This is a genomic window from Rhodococcus sp. 3258, from assembly GCF_031456475.1.
GTDB lineage: Bacteria > Actinomycetota > Actinomycetes > Mycobacteriales > Mycobacteriaceae > Rhodococcoides > Rhodococcoides fascians.
Map to the genome: position 1 here is coordinate 609,491 of NZ_JAVDUT010000003.1, position 24,743 is coordinate 634,233.

Sequence of the window (24,743 nt, forward strand, 5' to 3'; positions counted from 1 at the left end):
CTATCGCCCTGTCAACGCTTCGAGAGCAGGAACCAGCTTGCGGAGCGCGCGGCCGCGATGAGAGGCCGCGTCCTTTTCGTCCGGAGCCAACTGCGCGGCACTGCGGCCGTCCCCCTCCGGCACGAAGATCGGATCGTATCCGAATCCGTTCTCCCCCAACGGCTCTCGCGCTACAACGCCGCGCCACTCGCCGCGAACGACGGTCTCGGCTCCGCCCGGGACCACCAACGCACACGCCGACACGAAAGCCGCCCCGCGTCGTTCGTCGGGGGTATCGCTCAGCTGCGCCAGCACGAGCGCCGTGTTGGCCTCGTCCTGCCCGTGAGTTCCGGACCAGCGCGCGGAGAGCACACCGGGCATTGCGTTCAATGCGTCGATTTCGATTCCGGAATCATCGGCGACGCAAGGCAACCCGGTTGCCGCCGCACCGTCGCGCGCTTTGGCCGCCGCGTTGTCCTCGAACGTCGCTCCGGTTTCGGGTGCCTCGGGAAACGGCGGCACCTCGTCGAGACCGACCAACTCGATACCCATGAGGCCGGCGGCATCGAGCACCCGGCGCAGCTCGCGCAGCTTCTTCGCGTTACGACTGGCTACCAGCAGCTTGGTGTCAGGCACCGAACTTCTTCTTCGTTTCTGCGGTGGCAGGCTCGGGCAGATCCCCCGGGTACGGCAACGCCAGCGCCTCCCTCTGCACCTCGAACAGCTTGTCGATACCGACGAACGCCGAGTCGAGGAGCTTGTCGAGGGTCGTGCGCGGGAAGGTCGCGCCCTCGCCGGTTCCCTGGATCTCCACCAGAGTTCCGGTGTCGGTCGCAACGACGTTCATGTCGACCTCGGCTCGCGAATCCTCTTCGTACGGAAGGTCGAGACGCACCCGGCCGTCGACGACGCCGACACTGACCGCGGCGATCATGCACGAGATTGGCTGCGGGTCGGCCAGGCGTCCAGCTGCTCGTAGGTAGGTGACAGCGTCACTGAGAGCCACGAACGCTCCGGTCACGGCAGCAGTACGGGTGCCGCCGTCGGCCTGCAACACGTCGCAGTCGAGGGCGATCGTGTTCTCGCCGATCGCTGCCAGATCGATGCACGCGCGCAGTGAGCGTCCGACCAATCGGGAGATCTCCTGAGTGCGGCCGCCGACCTTGCCCTTGACGGACTCGCGTCCGTTACGCGTGTGGGTGGCAGCGGGAAGCATTGCGTACTCGGCGGTGAGCCAGCCGAGGCCGGATCCCTTCCGCCAGCGCGGTACGCCCTCCTCGACGCTGGCCGTGCACATCACCCTGGTGTTGCCGAATTCGACCAGCACCGACCCTGCCGGGTGAGTGGTGAATCCGCGGGTGATCTTGATGGTGCGGAGCTCGTCGTCCGCTCTGCCGTCTTCTCGTCTGGACACGACTCGAAGCCTAGCGCGTCGTCATACGGTGAAGGCGTCCCCTGGCTCGACGGCATGCACCGGTCCGCTGAACTCTGCCTTCGCCTCGGCTATGACATCCTCGCGAGACGTCCAGGGCGGAATATGGGTGAGCAGCAGCTCCCCCACTCCAGCTTCCCGAGCGATGCGACCGGCCTCGATACCGGACAGGTGGACGCCCTCGGGCCGATCCGGGCTGTCGGTCCACGACGCCTCGCAGAGAAAGACATCGGCACCCTGAGCCAGATCCTGCACCGCCTGGCACATACCGGTGTCGCCGCTGTACGCGAATGTCTTTCCGCCACCGGTGGTGACCCGCATGCCGTACGACTCCGGCGGATGGAACACCTGCCGGGTCAGAATCGACAGCTGTCCGAATTCGATGGTCCGGCCGTCCACCCAGCGGCGTAGATCGATGGTGTCGGACATGTCGTCGATCTGACCGCCGCACTCGGCCGACGCCACTCCGAGCCGAAACGCAGTGTCCTTGGGTCCGTAGACGATCGCGCGCCCTTCCGGCGGGTTCGGATGGTAGCGACGCCACACGAGCAGACCTGGAACGTCGAGGCAGTGATCGGCGTGCAGATGCGAAAGCAGAACGCTCACGTCACCCGGATCGACATAACGCTGCAACGCCCCGAGGACGCCGGGCCCGAAGTCGAGAACGACCGGCGCGGTCTCCTCTTCTTCCAGGAGGTAACCCGACGCGGGTGAATCGGGTCCGGACACACTGCCCGAACATCCCAGGACGGTAATTCGCATGTAAGCCATGCTGCCACGCCGAGCGCGTCACTCGAAACGTTCGGGCAGTATTGACCGCGCGAGTCGGCGAATTTCACGCCCGAACACAGCTGTGCTCGCGGTTACCTACCGCCTACGGAGTGGGACGATCGAGTGCTCTGGCGCGCGCTCTGTCGGCCCGGGCGTCGGCTGACAGCAGCCGAGCTGCGACGACCCCACCCACTGCGCCGAACAGATGGCCCTGCCAGGAGATGTTGGGATCGCTCGGCAGCACGCCCCACAGCGCGCTGCCGTACAGCACGAACACCACGACCCCGATCGCGAGCTGGCCGAGTTGTCGAGTGAAGAATCCACGAACGAGCAGGTACGTGATGAAGCCGAAGATCAGAATCGACGCGCCGATCGTGTTGCTGTAGGTGCTGGCCGTGAGCCAGGTACCGACGCCGCCGATCACCCAGACGATCCCGGTGGCAGCCAGACCACGCGCGATGCCCGAGAGCAACACCAGGAAACCGAGCACGATCAGGGGAACCGTGTTGGCGATCAGGTGCTGCCAGTCGTCGTGCAGCACGGGCGCGAACAGGATGCCCCACAAGCCGTCGGCGGAACGAGGCTCGATACCGTTCTGCTCGAGCCGTGAACCGCTCGCGACGTCGATGATCTCGATGATCCACAGCAGCGCCACGAATCCTCCGACGAAGACGGCTGCCTGCATCCACGCGGGCCGCACTCGCTCACCGGGAAGCTTGCCGGTCTCACTCATGATCGCCTCCAACCTCGGTCTCTCCACGGTACCGGTAGCGGCTACCTGCCGGTCAGAGACGCGACGCCGTGAATGCGGAGGGGAAGATCTGGCGATAGGTGGGGATGCCGGCCACCGACGTGGCGTCGAGCAGGGCCCGGACGATGGCTCGCTCGACGACGATCGCCGCGGCTTCGGTGACCGCGGCCAGTACCGGTAGTTCCGGGGAGAATGCTGCGGGCACAGAGGACTCGGCGGTGACGGCCCTGGTACCCGTGGACACGGCGAAGACGGTGTCGCCGTCGAGTGGCGAGTGCGCAGGCCGGATGGCCCGCGCGAGTCCGTCGTGACCCGCGACGGCTATCCGCTTGCACGACGCCGACGACAGCGGCGCATCCGTCGCAACCACGCCGATCGTGGTGTTCAGAGCAGTGGCCTTGGGTTCGAGCGCCGCCGCGGCCCGCAAGTCGTCGACTTCGGGATTGCGCATGCCGAATTCCGCAGGCCCCAGTGTGCCGGTGCCCCACAACAACCCGGTGCGCGGATCGAACACCGCGCCCACAGGGTTGACGACCATCAGAGCTGCGACCGTCACTCCGTCGGCCGGACCGCCCTCGATCACCGTGCTCGCGGTGCCCACCCCACCTTTGAGCACGCCGGCGCGAGCACCGACTCCTGCCCCGACCGATCCCGTCGCGAACTCGGTCGCTGCCGTGGCCGCAGCACGGTAGCCGAACTCCGCGGTGGGGCGCGCGGCCCAGTCGCCGACCGGAAGGTCGAAGATCACCGCAGCCGGCACGATCGGCACGACGTGAGCCGGACTGCCCATCGGAATGCCTTGTTCGTGCTCTTCGAGCCACCGCATGACGCCGTCGGCGGCCGCAAGCCCGTACGCACTGCCCGCGGTCAACAGGATCGCGTCGACCTGCTGAACGGAATGGCTCGGATCGAGCAGATCGGTCTCGCGTGTTCCCGGTCCGCCGCCTCGCACGTCGACGGCCGCCGTCGCCCCACCGAGAACGCGCACCACAGTGCAGCCGGTGGCCGAACCGAACCCCATCGCGGCGTCGTCGTCGAGTTCGTGATGATGGCCGACCAACAGACCTGCCACATCGGTCAAGCAGTCCCGGGGGCCGGGTTTCGAGAACGTTGCGGTCACGTCGGCACCCTAGGGAACGAGGACCTGGACGAGGGAATCCTGCATCCAGGTCAACCAGTGGTACACGTCCAGATGGGGAGCACGAGGATCGCCCTCGTCGAGTACGTCAGGAGTGTCCGCACTGATGCCCAGTGTGGTCCCGAGCGCCAGCCTCACGTCGTTGAGACCCGTCAACCACGCGTCGGCCTGTTCCTGGGTGAGCACGATCTTTCCGCCGGAATCGGGCAGGGTCGCGAGGATCACTGCCCCGGCAGCCAACTTCTCGTCGATGATCTCGGGCTCGTGCAACCCGCGGAGGGCACCGTTCAGATCGGCCGGATCCTGATCGTCGTGTTCGGGATCGGCGCGGTGGAAGTCCGGCAGCAGCCGAGCCAGCGCTGCATCGTCCGGCGGGCTGTTGTGGCCGGTACGCAGCCCGGTCAGCGCAGCGAGCTCGTCGGTGGGTGCCGCGGCGGAACGATCGCGTAGCAGGCCGAGAACGGATGCGACCAGGGACTTGAGCACCGCCGCCTCACGAGCGTCGATCTCGGACTTGATCTTGACCCCGGACAACGAATTCCGTCTCGTCCACGTGCGCACTGTCGGTGATGTCCTTCTCTGACGTAGAGGTGGCGAACTGCTGACTACTTGTCCTGCTGCATGGTGGCCCACAGGCCCGCCGCGTGCAGCCTTTTGACGTCGTTCTCCATCGCATCGCGCTCGCCGCTCGACACGACCGCCTTGCCCTCGGAGTGCACCTGCATCATCAACTCGGTGGCCTTGGCCTTGCTGTAGCCGAAGAGCTTCTGGAACACGTAGGTGACGTAGTGCATCAAGTTGACCGGGTCGTCCCACACGATGGTGACCCACGGAGTGTCGTGGCCTTCGTCGGCAGCAACGGCCTCGGTTTCGGCCGGCACCGCCTGCGGCGACGCCGCCGCGACTTCGAGTGCCGAGAAGCCGTCCACGGGCAGAAGCGATCCATCCACCGTCAACCAAGGCATGGCAACAGGGTACGGCGTGTCGGGCCGACCCCACACGTTCGCCCCTGCGCTCGTAGTGTGATCGAGGTGAGCAATGACGCGACCACCGATCACACGCTTTCCAGCGACGGAGCCAGCACTGCACTGCTGACCGACCAGTACGAGTACACGATGCTGTCCGCGGCCCTGGCCAGCGGCTACGCAGACAGACCGTGCAGTTTCGAGGTCTTCGCCCGCAGGCTACCCGGCGGCCGCCGATACGGCGTCGTGGCCGGCACCGAGCGCATTCTCGACGCCGCCGATCGCTTCCGATTCGGCCCGGACGAGCTGCGTGTCGTGTCCAAATTTCTCGACGCCGACACCGTCGAGTGGCTGCGCAACTACCGCTTCACCGGTGACATCGACGGTTACCGCGAGGGCGAGCTGTACTTTCCCGGCTCCCCCGTCCTGACGGTCCGCGGCACGTTCGCCGAGTGCGTGGTCCTGGAAACCGTGGTGCTGTCGATTCTCAATCACGACAGCGCAATCGCCTCTGCGGCAGCGCGCATGGTCGCCTCCGCCGAGGCCAGGCCGATCATCGAAATGGGATCGCGGCGCACCCACGAGGAGGCGGCGGTCGCGGCATCGCGCGCGGCCTACTTGGCCGGCTTCACCGCGACCTCCAACCTCGAAGCAGTCCGACGCCACGGCGTCCCCGGAGCAGGCACGTCGGCCCACTCGTTCACGCTGCTGCACACCACCGCCGACGGCCCCGACGAGAAGGCCGCTTTTGCCGCTCAGGTCCGAGCGCTCGGGGTGGGAACGACACTGCTGGTCGATACCTACGACATCAAGCAGGGCGTGGCCAACGCGATCGAGGTGGCCGGTCCGGAGCTCGGTGGTGTCCGAATCGACTCCGGCGACCTCGGTGTCCTCGCCCGTCAGGTCCGCGCCCAATTGAACGCTCTCGGTGCGCCGAACACGCGGATCGTCGTCTCCGGAGACCTCGACGAGTACGCGATCGCCGCGCTGCGCGCCGAACCCGTCGATTCGTACGGCGTCGGCACGTCGCTGGTCACCGGTTCGGGCGCGCCGACGGCAGGAATGGTCTACAAGCTGGTCACCGTGGACGGCATACCCGTCGCCAAGCGCAGCAGTCACAAGGAATCGCGCGGGGGTACCAAGGCAGCGCTGCGGACCGCGCGTGGGACCGGTACGGCTGTCGAGGAAATAGTGCACCCGTTCGACGCCGCCCCGACGGTCGAAGACGGTCTGACGGTGGAGACGTTGACCACGCCGCTGATGCGTGGCGGCCGGCGCGTCGCCGATCTACCGACTCTCGCCGAGGGCCGGGACCTCCTCGCGCGACGCCTGGTCAGCCTGCCGTGGGAGGGGCTCGCCCTGTCCCAGGGCGAACCGGCGATACCGACCCGGTTCGCCCTGGGCTAGGGGCGGTGTCGGTGCCGAACCCGGTGGGCGATCGGCAGTAGTCTGCTTCGGTGCCGTCGAAGACCGAGTTGCCCACCGTTCCCGCTCTCCTGCAGGTTGCGGTGCACTCGCTCGGTGGCAAGGAACGCAGCAATCAGCTGACGATGGCCTCTGCCGTGGCGCATTCGATCGACACCGGTGAGCATCTCGCGGTGCAGGCGGGCACGGGCACCGGCAAGTCCCTCGCGTACCTCGTGCCCAGCATCAGGCATGCGGTCGAATCGGGAAAGACCGTCATCGTCTCGACGGCCACGATCGCGCTGCAGCGACAGTTGGTCGACCGCGACCTTCCACGTCTGTCCGACGCACTGACCGAGGCTGTGGGTCGGCGTCCGAAGTTCGCGATCCTCAAGGGCCGCAACAATTACTTGTGCATGAACAAGATTCACACCGGTGCCGCACAGGAAGCACCGGACGCGGAGTTGTTCGACCCGTTCGCCGTCTCGCGGATGGGCCGCGAGGTGGTGCGGCTGACGAAGTGGTCCTCGGAGACCGAAACGGGTGATCGCGACGACGTGGTGCCCGGCGTGAGCGACCAGGCCTGGCGTCAGGTCAGCGTCACCGCTCGCGAGTGCCTCGGGAAATCACGGTGCCCCGTCGGCGAGGACTGCTTCGCCGAGCGCGCCCGCACCGAGGCCGCACAGGTCGACGTGGTCGTGACCAACCACGCGCTGCTCGCCATCGACGCGATCACCGGAATTCAGATCCTGCCCGAGCACGACGTCGTGGTCGTCGACGAGGCCCACGAATTGGTCGACCGAGTGACCGGCGTTGCCACAGAGGAGCTTTCGGCCGCCACCGTCACCGCGGCCGCACGCCGTAGCGCCAAGCTCATCGAGGAAGAGACCGTCGATCAACTCGAAGGAGCTGCCGAGAACTGGGCCGCGATTCTGGACGAACTACCGCCCGGTCGATGGCAGTCCCTTCCCGACGGCGTCGGACCGGCCCTGGCGTCCGTCCGCGACGCCGCCTGGGCCGTGCGCACCGCGATCGGCCCGAACAAACAGGGCATGGCGGGCAGCGATCCCGAGGCCGCCGCGGCCCGCAGCGCAGCACTCGTGGCAGTCGACGAGGTGCACGACAGCGCCGTACGAGTGCTCACTGCCTTCGACGAGCCCGACCCGGCCAAGCGTAAGGACGTCGTCTGGCACGCCGTCGACGATTTTCGAGGAAACGTCAAACGCACCGTTCGCATTGCTCCGCTCTCGGTGGGCGGGCTGCTGCGGGCACGGTTGTTCGCCGAATCCACCGTGGTGCTGACCTCGGCGACGCTCACCGTCGGCGGATCCTTCGACGGCCTGGCCGTCAATTGGGGCCTGCCGGCAGAGAAGCCGTCTCGCAGTGACACCGCCATGGCGTCGGGAGTGGAACCACCCTCGGACAACGGATCCATTCGCTGGAATTCGTTGGACGTGGGCTCGCCGTTCGACCACGCTCGCGCCGGCATCATGTACATCGCCAAACATCTGTCTCCGCCCGGACGCGACGGCCTGTCCAAGTCCTCGCTCGACGAGATCGAATCGCTCGTCGAGGCAGCCGGTGGTCGGACGCTCGGGCTGTTCTCGTCGATGCGCGCCGCCAAGGCCGCGGCAGAGGAGATGCGCGAACGACTCGACACCCCGATCCTGTGTCAGGGTGACGATTCCACCGGCGCACTGGTGCAGAAGTTCGCCGACGACGAGGCCACCTCGCTGTTCGGGACGCTGTCGCTGTGGCAGGGCGTCGACGTGCCCGGTCCGTCGCTGAGCTTGGTGATCCTGGATCGAATTCCGTTCCCCCGGCCCGACGATCCGCTATTGGTGGCTCGGCAGCAGGCCGTCGAATCACGTGGCGGCAACGGCTTTCTCGCGGTGGCCGCCAACCACGCTGCCCTGCTACTGGCGCAGGGAGTCGGTCGACTGCTCCGTAGCGTCGACGACAAAGGTGTTGTCGCCGTGCTCGATTCACGACTGGCGACCGCCCGGTACGGCGGCTATCTGCGCGCGTCCTTACCGCCGTTCTGGGAGACCTCCGACCCGGAGGTGGTCCGCAAGGCCCTCACCCGCCTGGCCGGAAAGTAGCTGCTCCCTACGGCGTCGACACCAGACCGAGCTCGGCATCGGAGGCAAGCCCGTGGTGCCGTGGCAACACCCGCACCGTGTAGCCCACCGCTCCACTGTGCGGTAGCCGTGTCTCGCCCGCGTACACGTGCTCGCCGCCCTCACTGCCCACGTGCGACATCTCGGTGGTGCGAATGTCGCTAAGGTCCTCGCCCTCGTCGACGCGTCCCACCACGGCCTGCACCACGACGGCACCCGGTTCCATACCGCCGAGGTCGACGATGGCGCGCAGCGACAGTTCGGCACCGATGACGGGGGTGTCCGGCAACCCCTCGCTGTCGACTCGGGTGACCTTCACGTTGCGCCACGCCTGCTCGACGCGGCCGCGATACGACGCGACATCCTTGGCGCCGTGGTAGCCGTCGGCCGACACCGCCCGGGCGGAGTGCGCAGCGGGCGCGTAGTAGCCGAGCGTGTAGTCCTGAACCATGCGCGATGCCAACACTTTCGGTCCCAGCTGTTCCAGTGTGTGTCGGACCATCTCGATCCAGCGAGCCGGCACACGGTCCTCCCCGCGATCGTAGAATTTCGGCAGCACCGCCTGCTCGAGCAACTCGTAGAGGGCAGCGGCTTCCAGATCGTCGCGACGATTGTCGTCGGTGATGCCGTCGGCCGTCGGGATCGCCCAACCGTTTTCGCCGTCGTACATCTCGTCCCACCATCCGTCGCGAATCGACAGGTTGAGGCCGCCGTTGAGCGCCGACTTCATTCCGGACGTACCGCAGGCCTCGAGGGGTCGCAGCGGATTGTTCAGCCACACATCGCATCCCCAGTAAAGAAAGCGCGCCATGGACATGTCGTAGTCGGGCAGGAACACGATGCGGTGTCGTACATCGGCCTCGTCGGCGAACTTGACGATCTGCTGAATGAGCGCCTTCCCACCGTCGTCGGCCGGATGCGATTTTCCGGCTACCACCAGCTGAACCGGGCGGACGGGATCGAGCAACATCGCCCGCAATCGCTCGGGTTCGCGCAGCATGAGCGTCAGACGCTTGTACGTCGGTACGCGTCGAGCAAAGCCGACGGTCAACACGTCGGGGTCGAAAACATTTGCAGTCCAACTGATTTCGGCCTCGGTCGACCCCCGCTCGAGAGCGGAACGCCGCACCCTTCGGCGCACCTCGTCCACCAACTGCGCGCGCAACGCGTTTCGAGTGGACCACACCTGCTCCGAGGACAACGGCCCACCTGTCTCGGCCTCCCCCTCGGCCCATTCCCGCGCCGCCCACGTCGGCGCGTGGACACCGTTGGTCACCGATCCGATCGGCACCTCCGACGCGTCGAATCCTTGCCACAGGCCGTTGAACATCTCGCGGCTGACGATCCCGTGCAGCTTCGACACTCCGTTGGCGCGCTGTCCCAAGCGAAGGCCCATGTGCGCCATATTGAACACCGACGGATCACTCTCGCCGCCCAGCGCCAGAATTCGGCTCATCGGCAATCCCGGCAACAGCGCCGAGTCCGGTGCACCGTCGCTACCGCCGAAGTAGTGCCGCACCAGATCGGCGGGGAACCTGTCGATGCCGGCAGGCACCGGGGTGTGGGTGGTGAACACCGTGCCCGCCCGGACGGCGGCCAACGCCGAATCGAAATCCAACCCGCTACCGGTGACGAGTTCACGGATGCGTTCGACCCCGAGGAAGCCGGCGTGGCCCTCGTTCATGTGGAACACCTCGGGATCGGGCAGACCGTGCGCGCGCGTGTAGGCCCTGATCGCGCGTACTCCGCCGATACCGGCGAGGATCTCCTGCTTGATGCGGTGGTCCTGATCGCCTCCGTACAGGCGGTCGGTGACTCCTCTGAGCTCGGGATCGTTGTCGGCGATGTCGGAATCGAGCAGCAGCAGCGGAACGCGTCCCACCTGAGCGATCCACACGCGGGCCCGCAGCACGCGCGACCCCGGCATCGACACGTGTATCAACACCGGTGAGTCGTTGTCGTCGGTGAGCAGTCGTAGCGGCAGACCGTGCGGGTCCAGGGACGGGTAACGCTCGGCCTGCCAGCCGTCGGCCGTCAGCGATTGCCGGAAGTACCCCGAGCGGTAGAGCAGTCCGACGCCGATCAGCGGTAGACCGAGATCCGACGCCGCCTTGAGGTGGTCGCCGGCCAGAATGCCGAGCCCACCCGAGTAGTTCGGCAGCACCTCGGTGACCCCGAACTCCATCGAGAAATAACCGATGCCCGACGGCAGAGCTCGCCCCTCGGCGAGTTCGTTCTGGTACCAGAGCGGTCGGGCGAGGTAGTCGTGTAGATCCGCCTCGGCGGCGTCCAGTTCGGCCAGGAACGATGCGTCTTCGGCGAGTTCTTCGAGCCGTCCGGGTGCGACGGCACCGAGCACAGCCACCGGATCGCGTTCGAGTTCGGTCCACAGCAGCGGATCGATGTGCTCGAAAAGATCCTGCGTGGCCGAATGCCACGACCACCTGAGGTTTGTCGACAGCTCGGCGAGGGCATTCAGACGGGCGGGAAGGTGGGCTCGGACGGTGAATCGACGCAAGGCTTTCACAGAGCCGAACCCTACCCACGGATACCTGTGTCGATGGGGCGCTCGGCGAAAATTTCCTCGTGCGCCCGTCGCGGTCAGTATGCGTCGGCGCACGCGCCATCTGCGCTGCTGCACTACGGTTGACGAGTAGAAGCACACCAAATATCGGTTCGATCAGAGGTTGCGCCCGCGCAGCCATACCTCTAACGAAGAATGGAGTGTGAAGTGACAGGTCGACTTGGTATCGACAATGTCCTTCCAGATACGACGACCGGGAAATACCCCGCGAAAGCGGTGGTGGGCGAGACGTTTCCAGTTTCCGCCGACGTCTGGCGCGAGGGTCACGACGCAGTGGCCGCGACGCTGTCGGTGCGTGGACCGGGAGGCAAGCTCGAACGCATCCCGATGACGCCCGGCCACGAGCCGGACACGTTCGACGCGGTGTTCGTCCCATCCCGGCCCGGCTACTGGATCTGCCGTATCGAGGCGTGGAGCGACCCGATCAGCACCTGGCGTCACGCCGTCGAAGCGAAGCTCGGAGTGGGCCAGAGCGCCCACGAACTCGCCAACGACCTCGAGATCGGGGCGCGCCTGTTCCTCCGCGCTGCCACCGGCGTTCCTGCGGAGAGCAGGCAGCTGCTCGCCGACGTCGCCGCCGGCCTGCGCGACACCGACCGCCCGCTGCCCGCGCGCGTGTCCTCGGCGTTCGCATCGTCGGTCACCGAACTGCTGTTCCAGCACCCGCTGCGCGAGCTGGTGACCAGATCACGGGCCGTGAACGTGTGGGTCGACCGAAACCTGGCCCTCAACGGTGCCTGGTACGAGTTCTTCCCGCGCTCCACGGGCGGGTGGAACGAGGACGGATCACCGCGGCACGGCACGTTCGCGACATCCATCGAGCAGTTGCCGCGCATAGCGCGCATGGGCTTCGACATCGTCTACCTGCCACCGATCCACCCGATCGGCACGATCAACCGCAAGGGCCCGAACAACACGTTGACTCCGGGCCCCGAGGACGTCGGTTCGCCGTGGGCGATCGGATCCAAGGACGGCGGGCACGACGCGATCCATCCCGAGCTGGGGACCGAGGACGATTTCCGTGCGTTCGTCGACGCCTCGCGAGAGCACGGGCTCGAAGTGGCGCTCGACCTCGCCCTGCAGGCCGCTCCGGATCATCCCTGGGCCGCAACACATTCCGAGTGGTTCACCGTGTTGCCGGACGGCACGATCGCCTACGCCGAGAATCCGCCGAAAAAGTACCAGGACATCTACCCGATCAACTTCGACAACGACCGTCGTGGCATCTACGAGGAAGTGCTACGCGTGGTCCGATACTGGATCTCGTTGGGTGTCAAGATCTTCCGAGTCGACAATCCACACACCAAGCCACCGGACTTCTGGGAGTGGCTCATCGCCGAGGTCAAGAAGACCGATCCGGACGTGCTGTTCCTGGCCGAGGCGTTCACCCGGCCGGTGCGTATGTACGGTCTCGCGCAACGTGGGTTCACTCAGTCGTACACGTACTTCACGTGGCGTACCGCGAAGTGGGAGCTGACCGAGTTCGCCGAGGAGCATGCCCGACGCGCCGACGACGCGCGACCCAACCTGTTCGTCAACACCCCCGACATTCTGCACGAGAGCCTGCAACACGGTGGACCCGGAATGTTCGCTTTGCGAGCAGCTCTGGCCGCCACCCTGGCTCCGACGTGGGGCGTGTACTCCGGGTACGAACTGTACGAACATCAGGCCGTGCGCGAGGGCAGCGAGGAGTATCTGGACTCCGAGAAGTACCAGTTGCGACCGCGCGACTTCGAGGGTGCGCTCGCCCGCGGTGAATCGCTGGAGCCGTGGATCACCACCCTCAATTCCATCCGCCGTGCGCATCCGGCCCTGCAGCAACTGCGCAACATTCATTTCCACACGATCGACAACGAAGCGCTGATCGGATATTCCAAGTTCGATCCGCAGACCGGCGACTCGGTGTTGGTGGTCATCAACCTCAACCCGTTCGGAGCCGAGGAGGGCACCGTCCATCTGGACATGCCCGCGCTCGGTCACGACTGGCAGGACACCCTGACGATCAAGGACGAGGTGAGCGGCATCCATTACGACTGGGGCCACACCAACTTCGTCCGACTCGAGCCCTGGACCTCGGTGGCGCACATATTCACGCTCCCCCACATTCCCTATCCGGCACGAATCGAACTGGCCTACCGCGGCAACCGAAAGTGAGTGGATTCAACGTGACCAAGAATCCGACGACGCCCGAAGACACCGTCGCAGCCCCGTCCGACAACGACCTCGATCTCCTCGCCGCTGGTCGGCACTACAACCCGCATTCCGTGCTCGGCGCGCACCCCGTGCCGGGCGGAACAGCGATTCGTGCGCTCAAGCCCGACGCGGAGAAAGTGATCGCGCGCGTCGGGGGCGTCGATCACGAGCTGACCCACGTCGCCCACGGCCTCTTCTCTGCGCTGGTGCCGGTCGAGGACCTGATCGATTACCGGCTCGTGGTCACCTGGCCAGGTGGGCACGTGTCCGAATCTGCCGACGGGTACCGGTTCCTACCGACCCTCGGTGAACTCGACCTGCACCTGTTCGGCGAAGGTCGCCACGAGCGTCTGTGGGACATCCTCGGAGCGCACCAGCAGTCGTACGCCACTCCCGACGGTCCCGTCACCGGCACCTCGTTCGCGGTGTGGGCCCCTGCCGCCCAGGGCGTCACGCTGGTGGGCGACTTCGACGGGTGGACCGGCCGTAGTTGGCCGATGCGCGTCCTCGGCTCCACCGGAGTCTGGGAGCTGTTCGTCCCGAACATCGAACCCGGTGCCCTGTACAAGTTCCGCGTCCACGGCTCCGACGGTTCGGTGAAGGACAAGGCCGACCCGATGGCCTTCGCCACCGAGGTTCCGCCGTCCACCGCGTCGGTCGTGACCGCGTCGACGTACACCTGGAACGACGAGAAGTGGCTCGACACCCGAGCCGGCATCGAACCCACGCAGGCTCCGATGAGCGTCTACGAGATCCATCTGGCGTCATGGCGACCGGGCCTGGGTTACCGGGAGCTGGCCGAGCAACTGGCCGAGTACATCATCGAGACCGGCTTCACTCACGTGGAGTTGCTCCCGGTTGCCGAGCACCCCTTCGGCGGATCCTGGGGCTATCAGGTGACGTCCTACTACGCACCGACGTCCAGGTTCGGCAGTCCGGACGACTTCCGGTTCTTCGTCGATCACCTGCACAGCGCCGGCATCGGCGTCATCGTCGACTGGGTCCCCGCCCACTTCCCCAAGGACGAATGGGCCCTCGCCCGCTTCGACGGTGGGCCGCTCTACGAGCACGGAGACCCGCAGCGAGGCGAGCAACTCGACTGGGGCACATTGGTTTTCGACTTCGGCCGACGCGAGGTCCGCAACTTCCTGGTCGCGAACGCGCTCTACTGGATCGACGAATTCCATATCGACGGACTGCGCGTCGACGCCGTCGCCTCGATGCTGTACCTGGACTACTCGCGTCCCGAGGGTGGCTGGTCGCCCAACATCTACGGTGGCCGAGAAAACCTCGAAGCGGTGTCCTTCCTGCAGGAGATGAACGCCACGGTGCACAAGAAGCACCGCGGAGTGGTCACCGTCGCCGAGGAGTCGACCGCCTGGCCGGGCGTCACTCGCCCGACGAACGTCGGCGGGCTCGGGTTCAACATGAAGTGGAACATGGGGTGGATGCACGACACCCTCGGCTTCGTCGGGCGCGATCCCATCCACCGCAGCTACCACCACCACGAGATCACGTTCTCGCTCGTCTACGCGTGGAGCGAGAACTACCTGCTGCCCATCAGCCACGACGAGGTGGTGCACGGCAAGGGCACGCTGTGGACCCGCATGCCCGGGGACGACTACGCCAAGGCCGCAGGGCTGCGCGGAATGCTCGCCTACATGTGGGCACATCCGGGCAAGCAGTTGCTGTTCATGGGCCAGGAGTTCGGTCAGACCCGCGAATGGTCCGAGGAGCGAGGCCTGGACTGGTACCAGATCGACGAGGAGCCGTTGCACCGAGGTGTGAAATCGCTTGTCGCAGATTTGAACTCGACGTACCGATCGCACCCGGCACTGTGGACGCTGGACACCTCGCCCAGTGGCTACTCGTGGATCGACGCCAACGACACCGAGAACAACGTGCTCAGCTTTCTGAGGTACGGCTCCGACGGTTCGGTCGTCGCGTGTATTTTCAACTTCTCCGGTTCCGAGCACGGCAGCTATCGTGTGGGACTACCGGAACCTGGCCGTTGGATCGAGATCCTCAACACCGATGCAACGGAGTACGGCGGCTCCGGAATGGGCAACCTGGGTGAAGTGACGGCAACATCGCACTCGTGGCACGGTCGACCGGCATCAGGCCAGGTTGCACTTCCCGCCAACGGGGCGATCTGGATCAAATTGGAGCAGTAGATGACCGGCGGCCGCAGACCACGACTTCTGGCTGCGGCCGCCACTGCAGGGTTACTACTGTTGACATCGTGCGCCGCCACCGTCGGCGGTAATGCAGTGTCGATCTACGAGAATCCGTTCACGGTCGCCGGCCTTCCGGTCACCAGCGGACCGAGCGGACCGCGTCCGGGAGTACCGGATTCGACCATCGCCGTCGAGAATGCCGAAGGCACCGACTCGGACATCCTGGCTACCAACGCGATCGACGACATCCAACAGTTCTGGGCCGAGCAGTATCCGGCCTTGTTCAAGGGCTCGTTCACGCCGGTCTCGACGTTGACCTCGTGGGATGCGTCGGAGGACGAGGGATCCGGCATCCGGTTCTGTGGAGACAGAACCGGTGGAGTCCCCAATGCCGCGTACTGCACCCGCGACGACTCGATCGGGTGGGACCGCACCATTCTGCTTCCGGCGTTGGTCGACGCGTTCGGGCCGATGTCGGTGGTCATGGTGATCGCGCACGAATACGGCCACGCGATCCAGCATCAGTCGGGACTCGTCGGCGACGACACCCCGACCCTCGTGGCCGAGCAGCAAGCCGACTGTTTCGCCGGCGCATTCATCCGCCATGTCGCAGAGGGCGACTCGCCGCACTTCACCATCAACACCTCGGATGGGCTCAACGGTGTTCTCGCTGCGACCGTCGCGGTGCGCGACGTGGACCCCAACGATCCCGAATCGGTACACGGCTCTGCATTCGAGCGAGTGACTGCCGTACAGATCGGGTTCACCGACGGTGCAGCTGCCTGCACACGCATCGACGAGGCCGAAATCGATTCACGCCGAGCGTCGCTGCCGCAGAAGTTCGACAGCGCCGACGATTCCGGCGAGCTACCGGTCACCGAGGACTCCCTGGGCGCATTCACGCGATCGTTCGAGACGGCGCTTCCCGTCGCCGATCCGCCGACCGTGGACTACTCGGGATCGGACACCGAGTGCACGGACGCCGAGGCGACCTCTCCGGTGTCGTACTGCCCGTCGACCAACACCATCGGTGTCGATGTGGAGGACCTGGCCGAAATAGGGCAACCCGAGACACCTCAGCGCGGAGACATCCTGCCACTCAACGTATCCGGTGACTACAGCGCGTACGTACTGTTCGCGTCTCGCTACACCCTCGCAGTACAGAAGGAAGCGGGCCAGACGCTCGACGACCCGCAGACCGCACTTCGATCCGCATGCCTGTCCGGAGTCATCACCGCAGCGTTGAGCGCCGAATCCAACGAGGCCGCTCTCGAAATCCGGCTCTCTCCCGGCGATCTCGACGAGGCCGTCTCCGGTTTACTCAGCGACGGATTGGCCGCCAGCGACGTCAACGGAACGACGCTGCCGTCCGGATTCTCCCGAGTCGACGCGTTCCGCTCGGGAGTTCTCGGCGGCAAGCCCCTGTGCGATTCGCGCTACAGCTGAGGGATTCAGTACAGAGCGGACGCGAGTTTACGACGTGCCGAGACCACCAGAGGATCGGCGGCGTCGAACAACTCGAACAGCTCCAGTAGGCGGGTACGCAGGGCCGTGCGGTCGTCGCCCGCACTGATCTTGATTCCGTCGATGAGCCGTGCGAAAGCCTGTTCCGGCTGCTGCCCGGCCATTTCCGCGTCGGCCGCATCGATCCGGGCCTGCACGTTGGCGGGATCGGCGTCGGCCACCTCGACGGCATCGGGTGCAACGTTCTGCACCCGAGCCAAGAACTTGACCTGACGCAGCGCGGCGACCGCGTCGGTGTTCTTCGGCTCGGCGTCGATGATTGCCTGATACGCCGCCGCTGCCTTGTCGAAGTCACCCTCGTCGATCGCCTCTTCCGCAGCGACGATGCGCGGATCCTCGACCTCGGGTTCCGGCTCGGCGGCGGGAGCCGACCCGGGTGGACCGGACAGCTTTCCGGCGGTTGCCTGCTCGACTGCCTGCAGCCACTGACGCAACTGCTCGTCGGATTGCGTGCCCTGGAAATCGGCGAGCGGCTGCCCACCCGCGACGGCAACCACCGTGGGAATGGCCTGCACGCCGAATGCCTGCGCGATCTGCGGATTGGAGTCGACATCGACGCGGGCATGTATCCACGTGCCGCCGGCCTCGACGGCAAGTTGCCCGAGCTGACGCGTCAACGCCTGGGACTGCGGCGACCGAGCCGATCCCAGGTCGACGATGACCGGTACCTGCATCGATCGCTGCAGAACCTCGGCTTCGAAATTGGCCGTGGTCACGTCGACGATCGGAGCCAACCCTCCCGCATCGCCACTGGCTTCGGCAGCGGGAGCAGGTGCCGGACGGTCCTTGAGAACGGACAGGTCGACGGCTCCGGCAATGGATGCGGGGACGGCGGCCGACGGGCGGACAGGAGGACGGGAACCGGGTCGAGTCACGCCCTACAGTTTGTCACTAACGCGATGCGTCATCCACTGGCGGGCGGTCAGGACAGAACCTTCGCGTCGGCTGCGGGTCGGCCGGTGCTCAGCTCGGCAAGACGTCCGGTACGCACGGCCCAGATCTCGAAGCCCACGGTGCCGAACGGCGGGAATGCCGCGACCAGCGCCAGCAGCGTGGCCTTGACGTCCCACTTCAGCTTCACCGCCGTCAGAACGGCAACGGCCAGGTACACGATGAACACCGCACCGTGGATGGGCCCGAAGATCTTCACGCCGATTTCGTTGCCGTCGGCCGGCAGGTACTTGAACGCCATGCCGACCAGTAGTCCGAGCCAGGTGAACGCTTCGAGCACGGCAATGAAACGGAAACGTTTGGCCGTGCTGCTCAGGTCGAAGAAATTCGTCATGCCCGCTATTGTGCCCGGTTTGCTACGACAGAACGTAGTGGCTCTGGTCTCATCGGACCAGAGCCACTACCGACTCAGCTTTTCGGGACTCGAACGATGAGCGCGTCGCCCTGTCCGCCGCCGCCGCACAATGCTGCGGCACCCACTCCGCCACCTCGCCGCTGCAGCTCGAGAGCCAGGTGCAGTGCGATGCGAGCGCCCGACATTCCGAGGGGATGACCGATCGAAATCGCCCCGCCGTTGACGTTGACGATCTCCGGATCGATGCCGAGCTCACGCGTCGACGCGATTCCGACCGCTGCGAACGCCTCGTTGATTTCGACGACGTCGAGGTCCTTCGGGTCGATGCCTTCCTTCGCGCAGGCCTTGGCGATGGCGCGAGCGGGCTGCGACTGCAGGGTGGAGTCGGGGCCGGCCACCACACCGTGCGCGCCGATCTCGGCGAGCCAGGTCAAACCGAGCGACTCGGCCTTGTCCTTGCTCATCACGACGACGGCGGCGGCACCGTCGGAAATCTGCGACGCGGATCCGGCAGTGACCGTGCCCGCCTTGTCGAACGCGGGGCGAAGCTTGCCGAGGGAATCGACCGTGGTGTCGGCCCGGATTCCTTCGTCGGCAGTGAACTGGATGGGCTCACCCTTGCGCTGCGGAATCGACACGGGCACCACCTCGTCGTCGAAGACCCCGTTCTTCCACGCCGCGGCAGCCTTCTGATGCGATGCGGCCGCGAAGGTGTCCTGCTCCTCACGGCTGATCGCCTCCGAGCTCTGATTGCGCTGCTCGGTGAGCGCGCCCATGGCCTGGTCGGTGAAGATGTCGTACAGACCGTCGTATGCGAGGTGGTCGCGCATGGTGACATCGCCGTACTTGAATCCCGCCCGCGACTTCTCCAGCATGTGCGGTGCCTGGGTCATCGATTCCTGGCCGCCGGCGACGACGATCTCGAACTCCCCCGCGCGAATGAGCTGGTCAGCGAGCGCGATGGCGTCGACGCCGGAGAGACAGACCTTGTTGATGGTCAGGGCCGGAACGGTCATCGGGATACCTGCAGCGACGGCGGCCTGACGCGCCGGGATCTGCCCGGCACCCGCAGTGAGGACCTGGCCCATGATGACGTAGTCGACCTGATCCGGAGCGACGCCGGCCTTCTCGAGTGCGCCCTTGATGGCAAATCCGCCGAGGTCGGAACCCGAGAAGTCCTTGAGCGCACCCGAGAAGCGCCCGACGGGCGTACGAGCACCGGCGACGATGACTGTTGTGGTCACGATTTCCTCCGAAAGTGTGAAGACGGCCTTGTGGAGATCAACGCTCGCCAGGCTCCCTACCGATACCAGCCTGGCGGAACACCGTGACGCAGCTGACGATAACGTCTTGTCCATGACCTCCAGCACGCAGTCTTACACGGGCGCCCCACTCCGCTCCGACCTGGTGACGGCTATCGACCACGTCGGTGTCGCGGTACCCGATCTCGATGCCGCAATCGCCTGGTACACCGACCACCTGGGGATGGTTGCGGTGCACGAGGAAGTCAACGAGGAACAGGGCGTGCGCGAGGCGATGCTCTCGTTCCCCGGGGCAGGCGAAAAGTCGGCAGCACTGCAGTTGCTCGCGCCCATCGACGAATCCTCGACCATCGCGAAGTTCATCGACCGAAACGGCCCCGGACTCCAACAGTTGGCGTATCGGGTCACCGACATCGAGGAGATCTCCTCCGAGTTGCGCGCCCGCGGCGTTCGGTTGCTCTACGACGCTCCCCGCCGCGGTACGGCCGATTCGCGTATCAACTTCGTCCACCCCAAGGACGCAGGCGGAGTACTGATCGAACTGGTCGAACCGAACCACAACGCGCACTGACCGAACTCGGTCATTACGCCGTATGGCTCTCCACTTGACTCACCGGTAAATTGACGGCCATGGCCATCGATCATGAACGCACTTCCACGGTGCAACTTCCCTTTTCCATCGTTCGGAAGGGGTTCGATCGCGACGAAGTCACCAACTACTTCGAGCGATTCGACGCCGAATTACGGCTGACGACGGCCGACCGTGATGCCGCCGCGGCACAGGCGCGTGATCTGGCCAAGCAACTCGACGACGCTCGCGACGAGATCGACGAACTGCGCAAGGACATCGACCGTCTCTCGGTGCCGCCGACCACCGCGGAAGGCATGAGCGATCGCATCTCCCGCATGTTGCGACTGGCGTCCGACGAGGCCTCCGAGGTTCGCGCGAAGGCACATGCGGAGTCCGAGGAAATGATCTCGGTTGCGCAGCAGGAGAGCACTCGCCTGCGAAGCCGTCACGAATCGTTGGTCGCAGAACTCGAGGAGCGCCGCACGGCACTCGAAGCCGAGCACGAGCAGACCATGGCGCAGGCACGCACCGAGGCTGCGCGCGTCGTCGAGGCCGCACAGGCTGAGCGCGACAAGCTGGCTGCCGAGTCCGAGGCCAAGCGCGCCGAGGTTCAGGAAGACTTCGAGATCACGATGGCCGAGCGCCGCACCAAGGTGCTCACCGCGCTCGAAGAACTGGAAGCGTCGAGCAAGGCCGATGCTGCTCGCCGTATCGAAGAGGCGACGACCGAGGCCGCACGCCGGCTGCAGTCCGCCAGCGAGCAAGCCGAGCGCCGCATCGCGCACTCGAAGGAATTGGCCGAGGAGCTGCGCGTGCTGCGAAGTCGCGTCCTCGCTCAGCTACTGGGTATCCGGGGCCAGCTCGATTCGGTACCGGCCATGCTGGCCTCGGTCAACCGCGAAAGCGAGTTGCTGGACAACCCCGACCCGACGGCCATCCTCAAGAAAGAAGAAGAGAAGGCTGCGGCGAAGGCCGAGAAGGACAACGACGAAGAGACGGAATCCGCCGACTCGGCGTCCTGACTTCGCAGCACACGCTCGGCCTCCCCCGCTAGGACCATCTACGGGTGAGGCCTCGCGTGTTTCTGCCGCTCCAACACCCGGTGTGCCAATGTCTGCGGTTGTCGGCTCCCCCGAAGTCGTCCGACGGCCACGCCACGATGTGGGCGACCCCTGGCCGCACCTCGTGATCGCAGCCCGGGCAACGGTAGGTCTTGACGGCCTTGGCACCGGGAATCATCCGAGTCGTGTACGTGTCCCCGTCAGGACCCACCTCGACGCGATTGCCGCCCAGGACGGAATCGGTAGCCGGGCCGAGACTGCTCGGACCACTCCGACTCGCTTTGCGGGGCTGATTGCGACGAGGCACGCATCCAGTGTAGAGAATCGCGCCGCTTCGGCAGACAGACGTCAGAAGAGCCGGAACTCGGTGCTGTCGGTGCCGCGGAGAACGTCGTAGTCGAGTGTCAGACAACGTATACCGCGATCGGTGGCCAGAGTCTTCGCCTGCGGCTTGATGACCTGTGCGGCGAACACACCGCTGACCGGTGCCAGCAACGGGTCACGATTGAGCAGTTCGAGGTACCGAGTCAACTGCTCCACACCGTCGATTTCACCGCGACGCTTGATCTCGACGGCGACAGTGCCACCATCTGCGTTGCGGCACAACAGATCCACCGGTCCGATTGCCGTCATGTATTCGCGCCGCACCAGGGTGTACCCCTCACCGAGGGTGTTGACGTGTTCTGCGAGCAACTCCTGCAGATGAGCCTCGACACCGTCTTTGACCAACCCTGGATCGATCCCCAATTCATGACTGGAATCGAGTTCGACGTCGTCGATCGTGATGCGGAGTTCTTCGCCCGCCTTGTTGGTGACGACCCATTTGATGGTTTCGTCCTCGGTGGTCTCGACCATCCAACAGGGCGGAGACATCCAGTTGAGGGGCTTGTACGCCCTGTCGTCCGCGTGCACACTGACCGATCCGTCGGACTTGACGAGCAGCAGGCGTCGAGCGGAAGGGAGATGTGCGGTGAGGCGGCCGATGTAGTCCACTTGGCAACGAGCAATAACTAAACGCACTCGACCACCATAAGGCAGCACGGCCGTTACTCTGTGACCACCATGCCCCAATTCAGACGATCTGCCGCTCCGCTGGGTTCCCGGCTCCTCGGAGACACCACCGAATCGCCGCGCCGACGCCGGATCCGAATCCAGCTGTTGCTGACGGTGTTCCTGGTCCTGTCCAACCTGATCGGTGCCGTGATCGTCGGCGTTCTGATCAGTGTGGTCGTTCCAGGCCCGGACGTTCTGGACATGGATCGCTACTGGTGGGTCAACTTCATAGTCGTCCCGGTGTACGTCTTTCTGGCATTCCTGGTCGGTGTCGTCTGGGGCACCACACGTGCGCTGAGCAGTCTGCGGTGGGGCATCGAGGATCGCGAGCCCACCCGGTCCGAGCAGGTCGCAACCCTGGCCATGCCCTGGCGCCTGACGCGCATGCAGATTGCGCTGTGGACCGGTGGACTGATTCTGCTCACGACGATCGACGGCATCATCGACCCCCAGGCGATCCCGAAGGTGGCGTTCACCATCGCCGCGGGCGGCACGGTCGTGTGCGCGTTCAGCTACCTGCTCAGTGAGTTCGCTCTGCGACCCATCGCGGCTCGTGCCCTGCAAGCGGGCGACCCACGGCGCATCCGGATCGCCGGTGTCATGGGGCGTTCCATTCTGTCGTGGTTGCTGGGAACCGGCGTTCCGGTCTCCGGACTGATGATGATCGCGGTGTTCCGCTTCCTTCGACCCGAGACCAGTGCAAACCAGCTCGCTGTGTCCATCCTCGCGCTCGGCGGCATCACCATCGTCTTCGGCTTCGCCCTGACCGTCCTGGGCGGATTCGCGACCACCTCCCCCATCAACAATGTGCGGGCGGGCATGGCCGAAGTCGAGAAGGGCAACATGGACGTCCGACTCGCGGTGTACGACGGCACCGAGCTCGGCGAACTGCAGAGCGGTTTCAACCGCATGGCCGACGGTGTGCGCGATCGAGAGAAGATCCGCGACCTGTTCGGACGACACGTCGGACACGAGGTAGCCGAAAAGGCCCTGCAGTCCGAGAGTGAACTCGGGGGCCAGGAGCGCGATATCGCAGTGTTCTTCATCGACCTGGTGGGCTCCACCGAATTGGCCGCGTCACGACCGCCGACCGAGGTGGTGGATCTACTCAACCGCTTCTTCGCGGTCGTCGTCGACGAGGTGGACGAACACGGCGGCTTCATCAACAAATTCGAGGGCGACGCGGCTCTCGCCATCTTCGGAGCACCGAACGACATTCCGGATCACTGCGGATCGGCACTCTCGGCCGCACGTGCCATTGCCCGCCGATTGCTGGTCGAAGTTCCCGAGTGCAGCGCAGCCGTCGGCGTTGCAGCCGGCCGAGCCGTTGCCGGCAATGTGGGAGCAAAGTCGAGATTCGAGTACACCGTCATCGGCGATCCGGTCAACGAGGCTGCGCGATTATCGGAAATGGCCAAGAGTGCTCCCGGTGCGATACTCGCTTCCAAGACAGCGGTAGACGGTGCTGCCAAGAACGAAGCGGACCGCTGGGAATTCGGTGATCGAGTAACCCTTCGAGGGCGATCCGCAGAGACAGTTCTGGCGAACCCCAAGGACGTGAAGGTTTCCGCAGACGAGGCCGAATCCGTTCACGTCTGATCCACCCGATCACTGGGCGCAGTACGTGTAGTGCACTGTGCACCTGCCGTTTTCATCACTGACGACTCGGCCGTCCTGTGCCCGGTCCCCCTCGCGAATGCGCGCGCGTTTGTCGAACGCTCACGACATCGCTGACGATTCTGCGCGCGCCTCGCGAATGCGAGCGCATGTGCAGATTTCAGGTGTCGAGTGAGCCGACTGACGCTTGGTCGCCAAGCTTCGATGGCAGTAGTCGACTTGTTGGGGTTGGGTTCTGTTCGACGGCCCGCGAACGCGCGCGCGTTTGTCGGGTGCGCGCGGTCTGGTGTCGCTGTTCTGCTCGCGTGTGGCGAGTGCGCGCGCGTTCGCGCCCCGGGGGCGAGGGGAAGGGGGTCCGTATGGCGATGATGGGACTGGGGGTGCAGGTGTCGATGCCTGCGCATTCCGGCGCCTACGCATTCAGCTCGACCGCCTGAATCCTGTTGCGGCTGTCCATGGTTTCGAATGCAAAATGCCCCTGACCGTGGAGGGTCAGGGGCATTTTGGGATGTTGTGTTCGGCGGTGTCCTACTCTCCCACACCCTGTCGAGTGCAGTACCATCGGCGCTGGAGGGCTTAGCTTCCGGGTTCGGAATGGGACCGGGCGTTTCCCCTCCGCTATGGCCGCCGTAACTCTGCGAAACAGTGTCACGAGCGGTCTCAGTCGGAGAACACATCCCCCACATACTGCGGGGGTAGTGTTTCGTTCTTGGACCTGTATTCGGTTGTGTTATCGAACAACTCGTGTGTTGTTTCAGATATTGCACAGTGGACGCGTAGCTTCTTTGTGGTAAGTCCTCGGCCTATTAGTACCAGTCACCTGCATACATTGCTG

Annotated in this window: 21 protein-coding genes and 1 rRNA gene; 8 read left to right on the top strand and 14 right to left on the bottom strand. The window is 65.4% G+C overall.

The window, feature by feature from the left end:
- The 7 genes from rdgB to clpS all read right to left on the bottom strand — a co-directional run bounded on the left by rdgB (window position 1) and on the right by clpS (window position 5,036).
- The gene (gene rdgB / locus J2X62_RS13685; protein WP_032384489.1) at window positions 1-615 is read right to left on the bottom strand and encodes an RdgB/HAM1 family non-canonical purine NTP pyrophosphatase; all 615 of its coding nucleotides are present in this window, start codon (window positions 613-615) and stop codon (window positions 1-3) included.
- Window positions 608-1,393, bottom strand: coding sequence for a ribonuclease PH (rph, locus tag J2X62_RS13690; protein WP_027497665.1), 786 nt, complete (start codon window positions 1,391-1,393; stop codon window positions 608-610). The genes rdgB and rph overlap by 8 nt, the downstream gene beginning before the upstream one ends.
- Window positions 1,394-1,414: 21 nt before the next feature.
- The gene (locus J2X62_RS13695; RefSeq protein ID WP_027497666.1) at window positions 1,415-2,173 is read right to left on the bottom strand and encodes a cyclic nucleotide-degrading phosphodiesterase; all 759 of its coding nucleotides are present in this window, start codon (window positions 2,171-2,173) and stop codon (window positions 1,415-1,417) included.
- Between the two features lie 112 nt (window positions 2,174-2,285).
- Window positions 2,286-2,867, bottom strand: coding sequence for a rhomboid family intramembrane serine protease (locus J2X62_RS13700; protein WP_371832728.1), 582 nt, complete (start codon window positions 2,865-2,867; stop codon window positions 2,286-2,288).
- A 100-nt stretch (window positions 2,868-2,967) separates the two neighbouring features.
- Window positions 2,968-4,053 carry a P1 family peptidase gene (locus J2X62_RS13705; protein WP_310181228.1) on the bottom strand — a complete coding sequence of 362 codons (1,086 nt, stop codon included), beginning with the start codon at window positions 4,051-4,053 and terminating at the stop codon, window positions 2,968-2,970.
- Between the two features lie 9 nt (window positions 4,054-4,062).
- A complete protein-coding gene (locus J2X62_RS13710) occupies window positions 4,063-4,632 on the bottom strand; it encodes a DUF2017 domain-containing protein (protein ID WP_027497669.1) in 570 nt (189 codons plus the stop codon).
- Between the two features lie 44 nt (window positions 4,633-4,676).
- Complete coding sequence (clpS, locus tag J2X62_RS13715) at window positions 4,677-5,036, bottom strand: ATP-dependent Clp protease adapter ClpS (protein WP_310181230.1); 360 nt, start codon at window positions 5,034-5,036, stop codon at window positions 4,677-4,679.
- Between the two features lie 150 nt (window positions 5,037-5,186).
- On the opposite strand from clpS, the gene J2X62_RS13720 reads away from it, so the two are divergent.
- Both J2X62_RS13720 and J2X62_RS13725 read left to right on the top strand, forming a co-directional pair.
- A complete protein-coding gene (locus tag J2X62_RS13720) occupies window positions 5,187-6,443 on the top strand; it encodes a nicotinate phosphoribosyltransferase (protein WP_310181282.1) in 1,257 nt (418 codons plus the stop codon).
- Window positions 6,444-6,493: 50 nt separating this feature from the next.
- Window positions 6,494-8,542, top strand: a complete 2,049-nt coding sequence (locus tag J2X62_RS13725) for an ATP-dependent DNA helicase (protein ID WP_032370157.1) — start codon at window positions 6,494-6,496, stop codon at window positions 8,540-8,542.
- Between the two features lie 7 nt (window positions 8,543-8,549).
- Here the strand turns inward: J2X62_RS13725 and glgP are convergent, their stop codons facing one another.
- Entirely contained in the window at window positions 8,550-11,087 is a 2,538-nt protein-coding gene (gene glgP / locus J2X62_RS13730) for an alpha-glucan family phosphorylase (protein ID WP_094652454.1), read from the bottom strand.
- 204 nt (window positions 11,088-11,291) lie between these two features.
- On the opposite strand from glgP, the gene J2X62_RS13735 reads away from it, so the two are divergent.
- From J2X62_RS13735 to J2X62_RS13745, 3 genes are read left to right on the top strand one after another with little or no spacing between them, the layout of a single operon-like run.
- Window positions 11,292-13,298 carry a maltotransferase domain-containing protein gene (locus tag J2X62_RS13735; RefSeq protein ID WP_027497674.1) on the top strand — a complete coding sequence of 669 codons (2,007 nt, stop codon included), beginning with the start codon at window positions 11,292-11,294 and terminating at the stop codon, window positions 13,296-13,298.
- Between the two features lie 11 nt (window positions 13,299-13,309).
- Window positions 13,310-15,511 (top strand): 1,4-alpha-glucan branching protein GlgB, encoded by a 2,202-nt coding sequence (gene glgB / locus J2X62_RS13740; RefSeq protein ID WP_032368540.1) that lies wholly within the window; start codon window positions 13,310-13,312, stop codon window positions 15,509-15,511.
- Window positions 15,512-16,960 (top strand): metallopeptidase, encoded by a 1,449-nt coding sequence (locus tag J2X62_RS13745; RefSeq protein ID WP_310181235.1) that lies wholly within the window; start codon window positions 15,512-15,514, stop codon window positions 16,958-16,960.
- A gap of 5 nt (window positions 16,961-16,965) precedes the next feature.
- Here the strand turns inward: J2X62_RS13745 and J2X62_RS13750 are convergent, their stop codons facing one another.
- From J2X62_RS13750 to J2X62_RS13760, 3 genes are all read right to left on the bottom strand, one after another.
- Window positions 16,966-17,913, bottom strand: coding sequence for a tetratricopeptide repeat protein (locus J2X62_RS13750; protein ID WP_230074654.1), 948 nt, complete (start codon window positions 17,911-17,913; stop codon window positions 16,966-16,968).
- 47 nt (window positions 17,914-17,960) lie between these two features.
- On the bottom strand, window positions 17,961-18,332 hold the full coding sequence (locus tag J2X62_RS13755) for a DUF3817 domain-containing protein (RefSeq protein WP_283549419.1): 372 nt from the start codon (window positions 18,330-18,332) through the stop codon (window positions 17,961-17,963).
- A 65-nt stretch (window positions 18,333-18,397) separates the two neighbouring features.
- On the bottom strand, window positions 18,398-19,588 hold the full coding sequence (locus J2X62_RS13760; protein ID WP_222069035.1) for an acetyl-CoA C-acetyltransferase: 1,191 nt from the start codon (window positions 19,586-19,588) through the stop codon (window positions 18,398-18,400).
- A 112-nt stretch (window positions 19,589-19,700) separates the two neighbouring features.
- Here J2X62_RS13760 and mce point away from each other — a divergent pair, with 112 nt between their 5' ends.
- Together mce and J2X62_RS13770 are read left to right on the top strand one after the other, a co-directional pair.
- Window positions 19,701-20,177 (top strand): methylmalonyl-CoA epimerase, encoded by a 477-nt coding sequence (gene mce, locus J2X62_RS13765; RefSeq protein ID WP_027497680.1) that lies wholly within the window; start codon window positions 19,701-19,703, stop codon window positions 20,175-20,177.
- 59 nt (window positions 20,178-20,236) lie between these two features.
- Window positions 20,237-21,199, top strand: coding sequence for a hypothetical protein (locus J2X62_RS13770; RefSeq protein WP_283549269.1), 963 nt, complete (start codon window positions 20,237-20,239; stop codon window positions 21,197-21,199).
- A 28-nt stretch (window positions 21,200-21,227) separates the two neighbouring features.
- On the opposite strand, the gene J2X62_RS13775 is transcribed toward J2X62_RS13770, so the two are convergent.
- Together J2X62_RS13775 and nucS are read right to left on the bottom strand one after the other, a co-directional pair.
- Window positions 21,228-21,545 (bottom strand): ATP/GTP-binding protein, encoded by a 318-nt coding sequence (locus J2X62_RS13775; RefSeq protein ID WP_072692233.1) that lies wholly within the window; start codon window positions 21,543-21,545, stop codon window positions 21,228-21,230.
- 41 nt (window positions 21,546-21,586) lie between these two features.
- The gene (nucS, locus tag J2X62_RS13780) at window positions 21,587-22,258 is read right to left on the bottom strand and encodes an endonuclease NucS (RefSeq protein WP_027497682.1); all 672 of its coding nucleotides are present in this window, start codon (window positions 22,256-22,258) and stop codon (window positions 21,587-21,589) included.
- Between the two features lie 42 nt (window positions 22,259-22,300).
- On the opposite strand from nucS, the gene J2X62_RS13785 reads away from it, so the two are divergent.
- Window positions 22,301-23,890 (top strand): adenylate/guanylate cyclase domain-containing protein, encoded by a 1,590-nt coding sequence (locus J2X62_RS13785; protein ID WP_310181241.1) that lies wholly within the window; start codon window positions 22,301-22,303, stop codon window positions 23,888-23,890.
- Window positions 23,891-24,423: 533 nt separating this feature from the next.
- Here the strand turns inward: J2X62_RS13785 and rrf are convergent.
- A 5S ribosomal RNA gene (rrf, locus tag J2X62_RS13790) occupies window positions 24,424-24,540 on the bottom strand.
- Window positions 24,541-24,743: the final 203 nt, after the last annotated feature.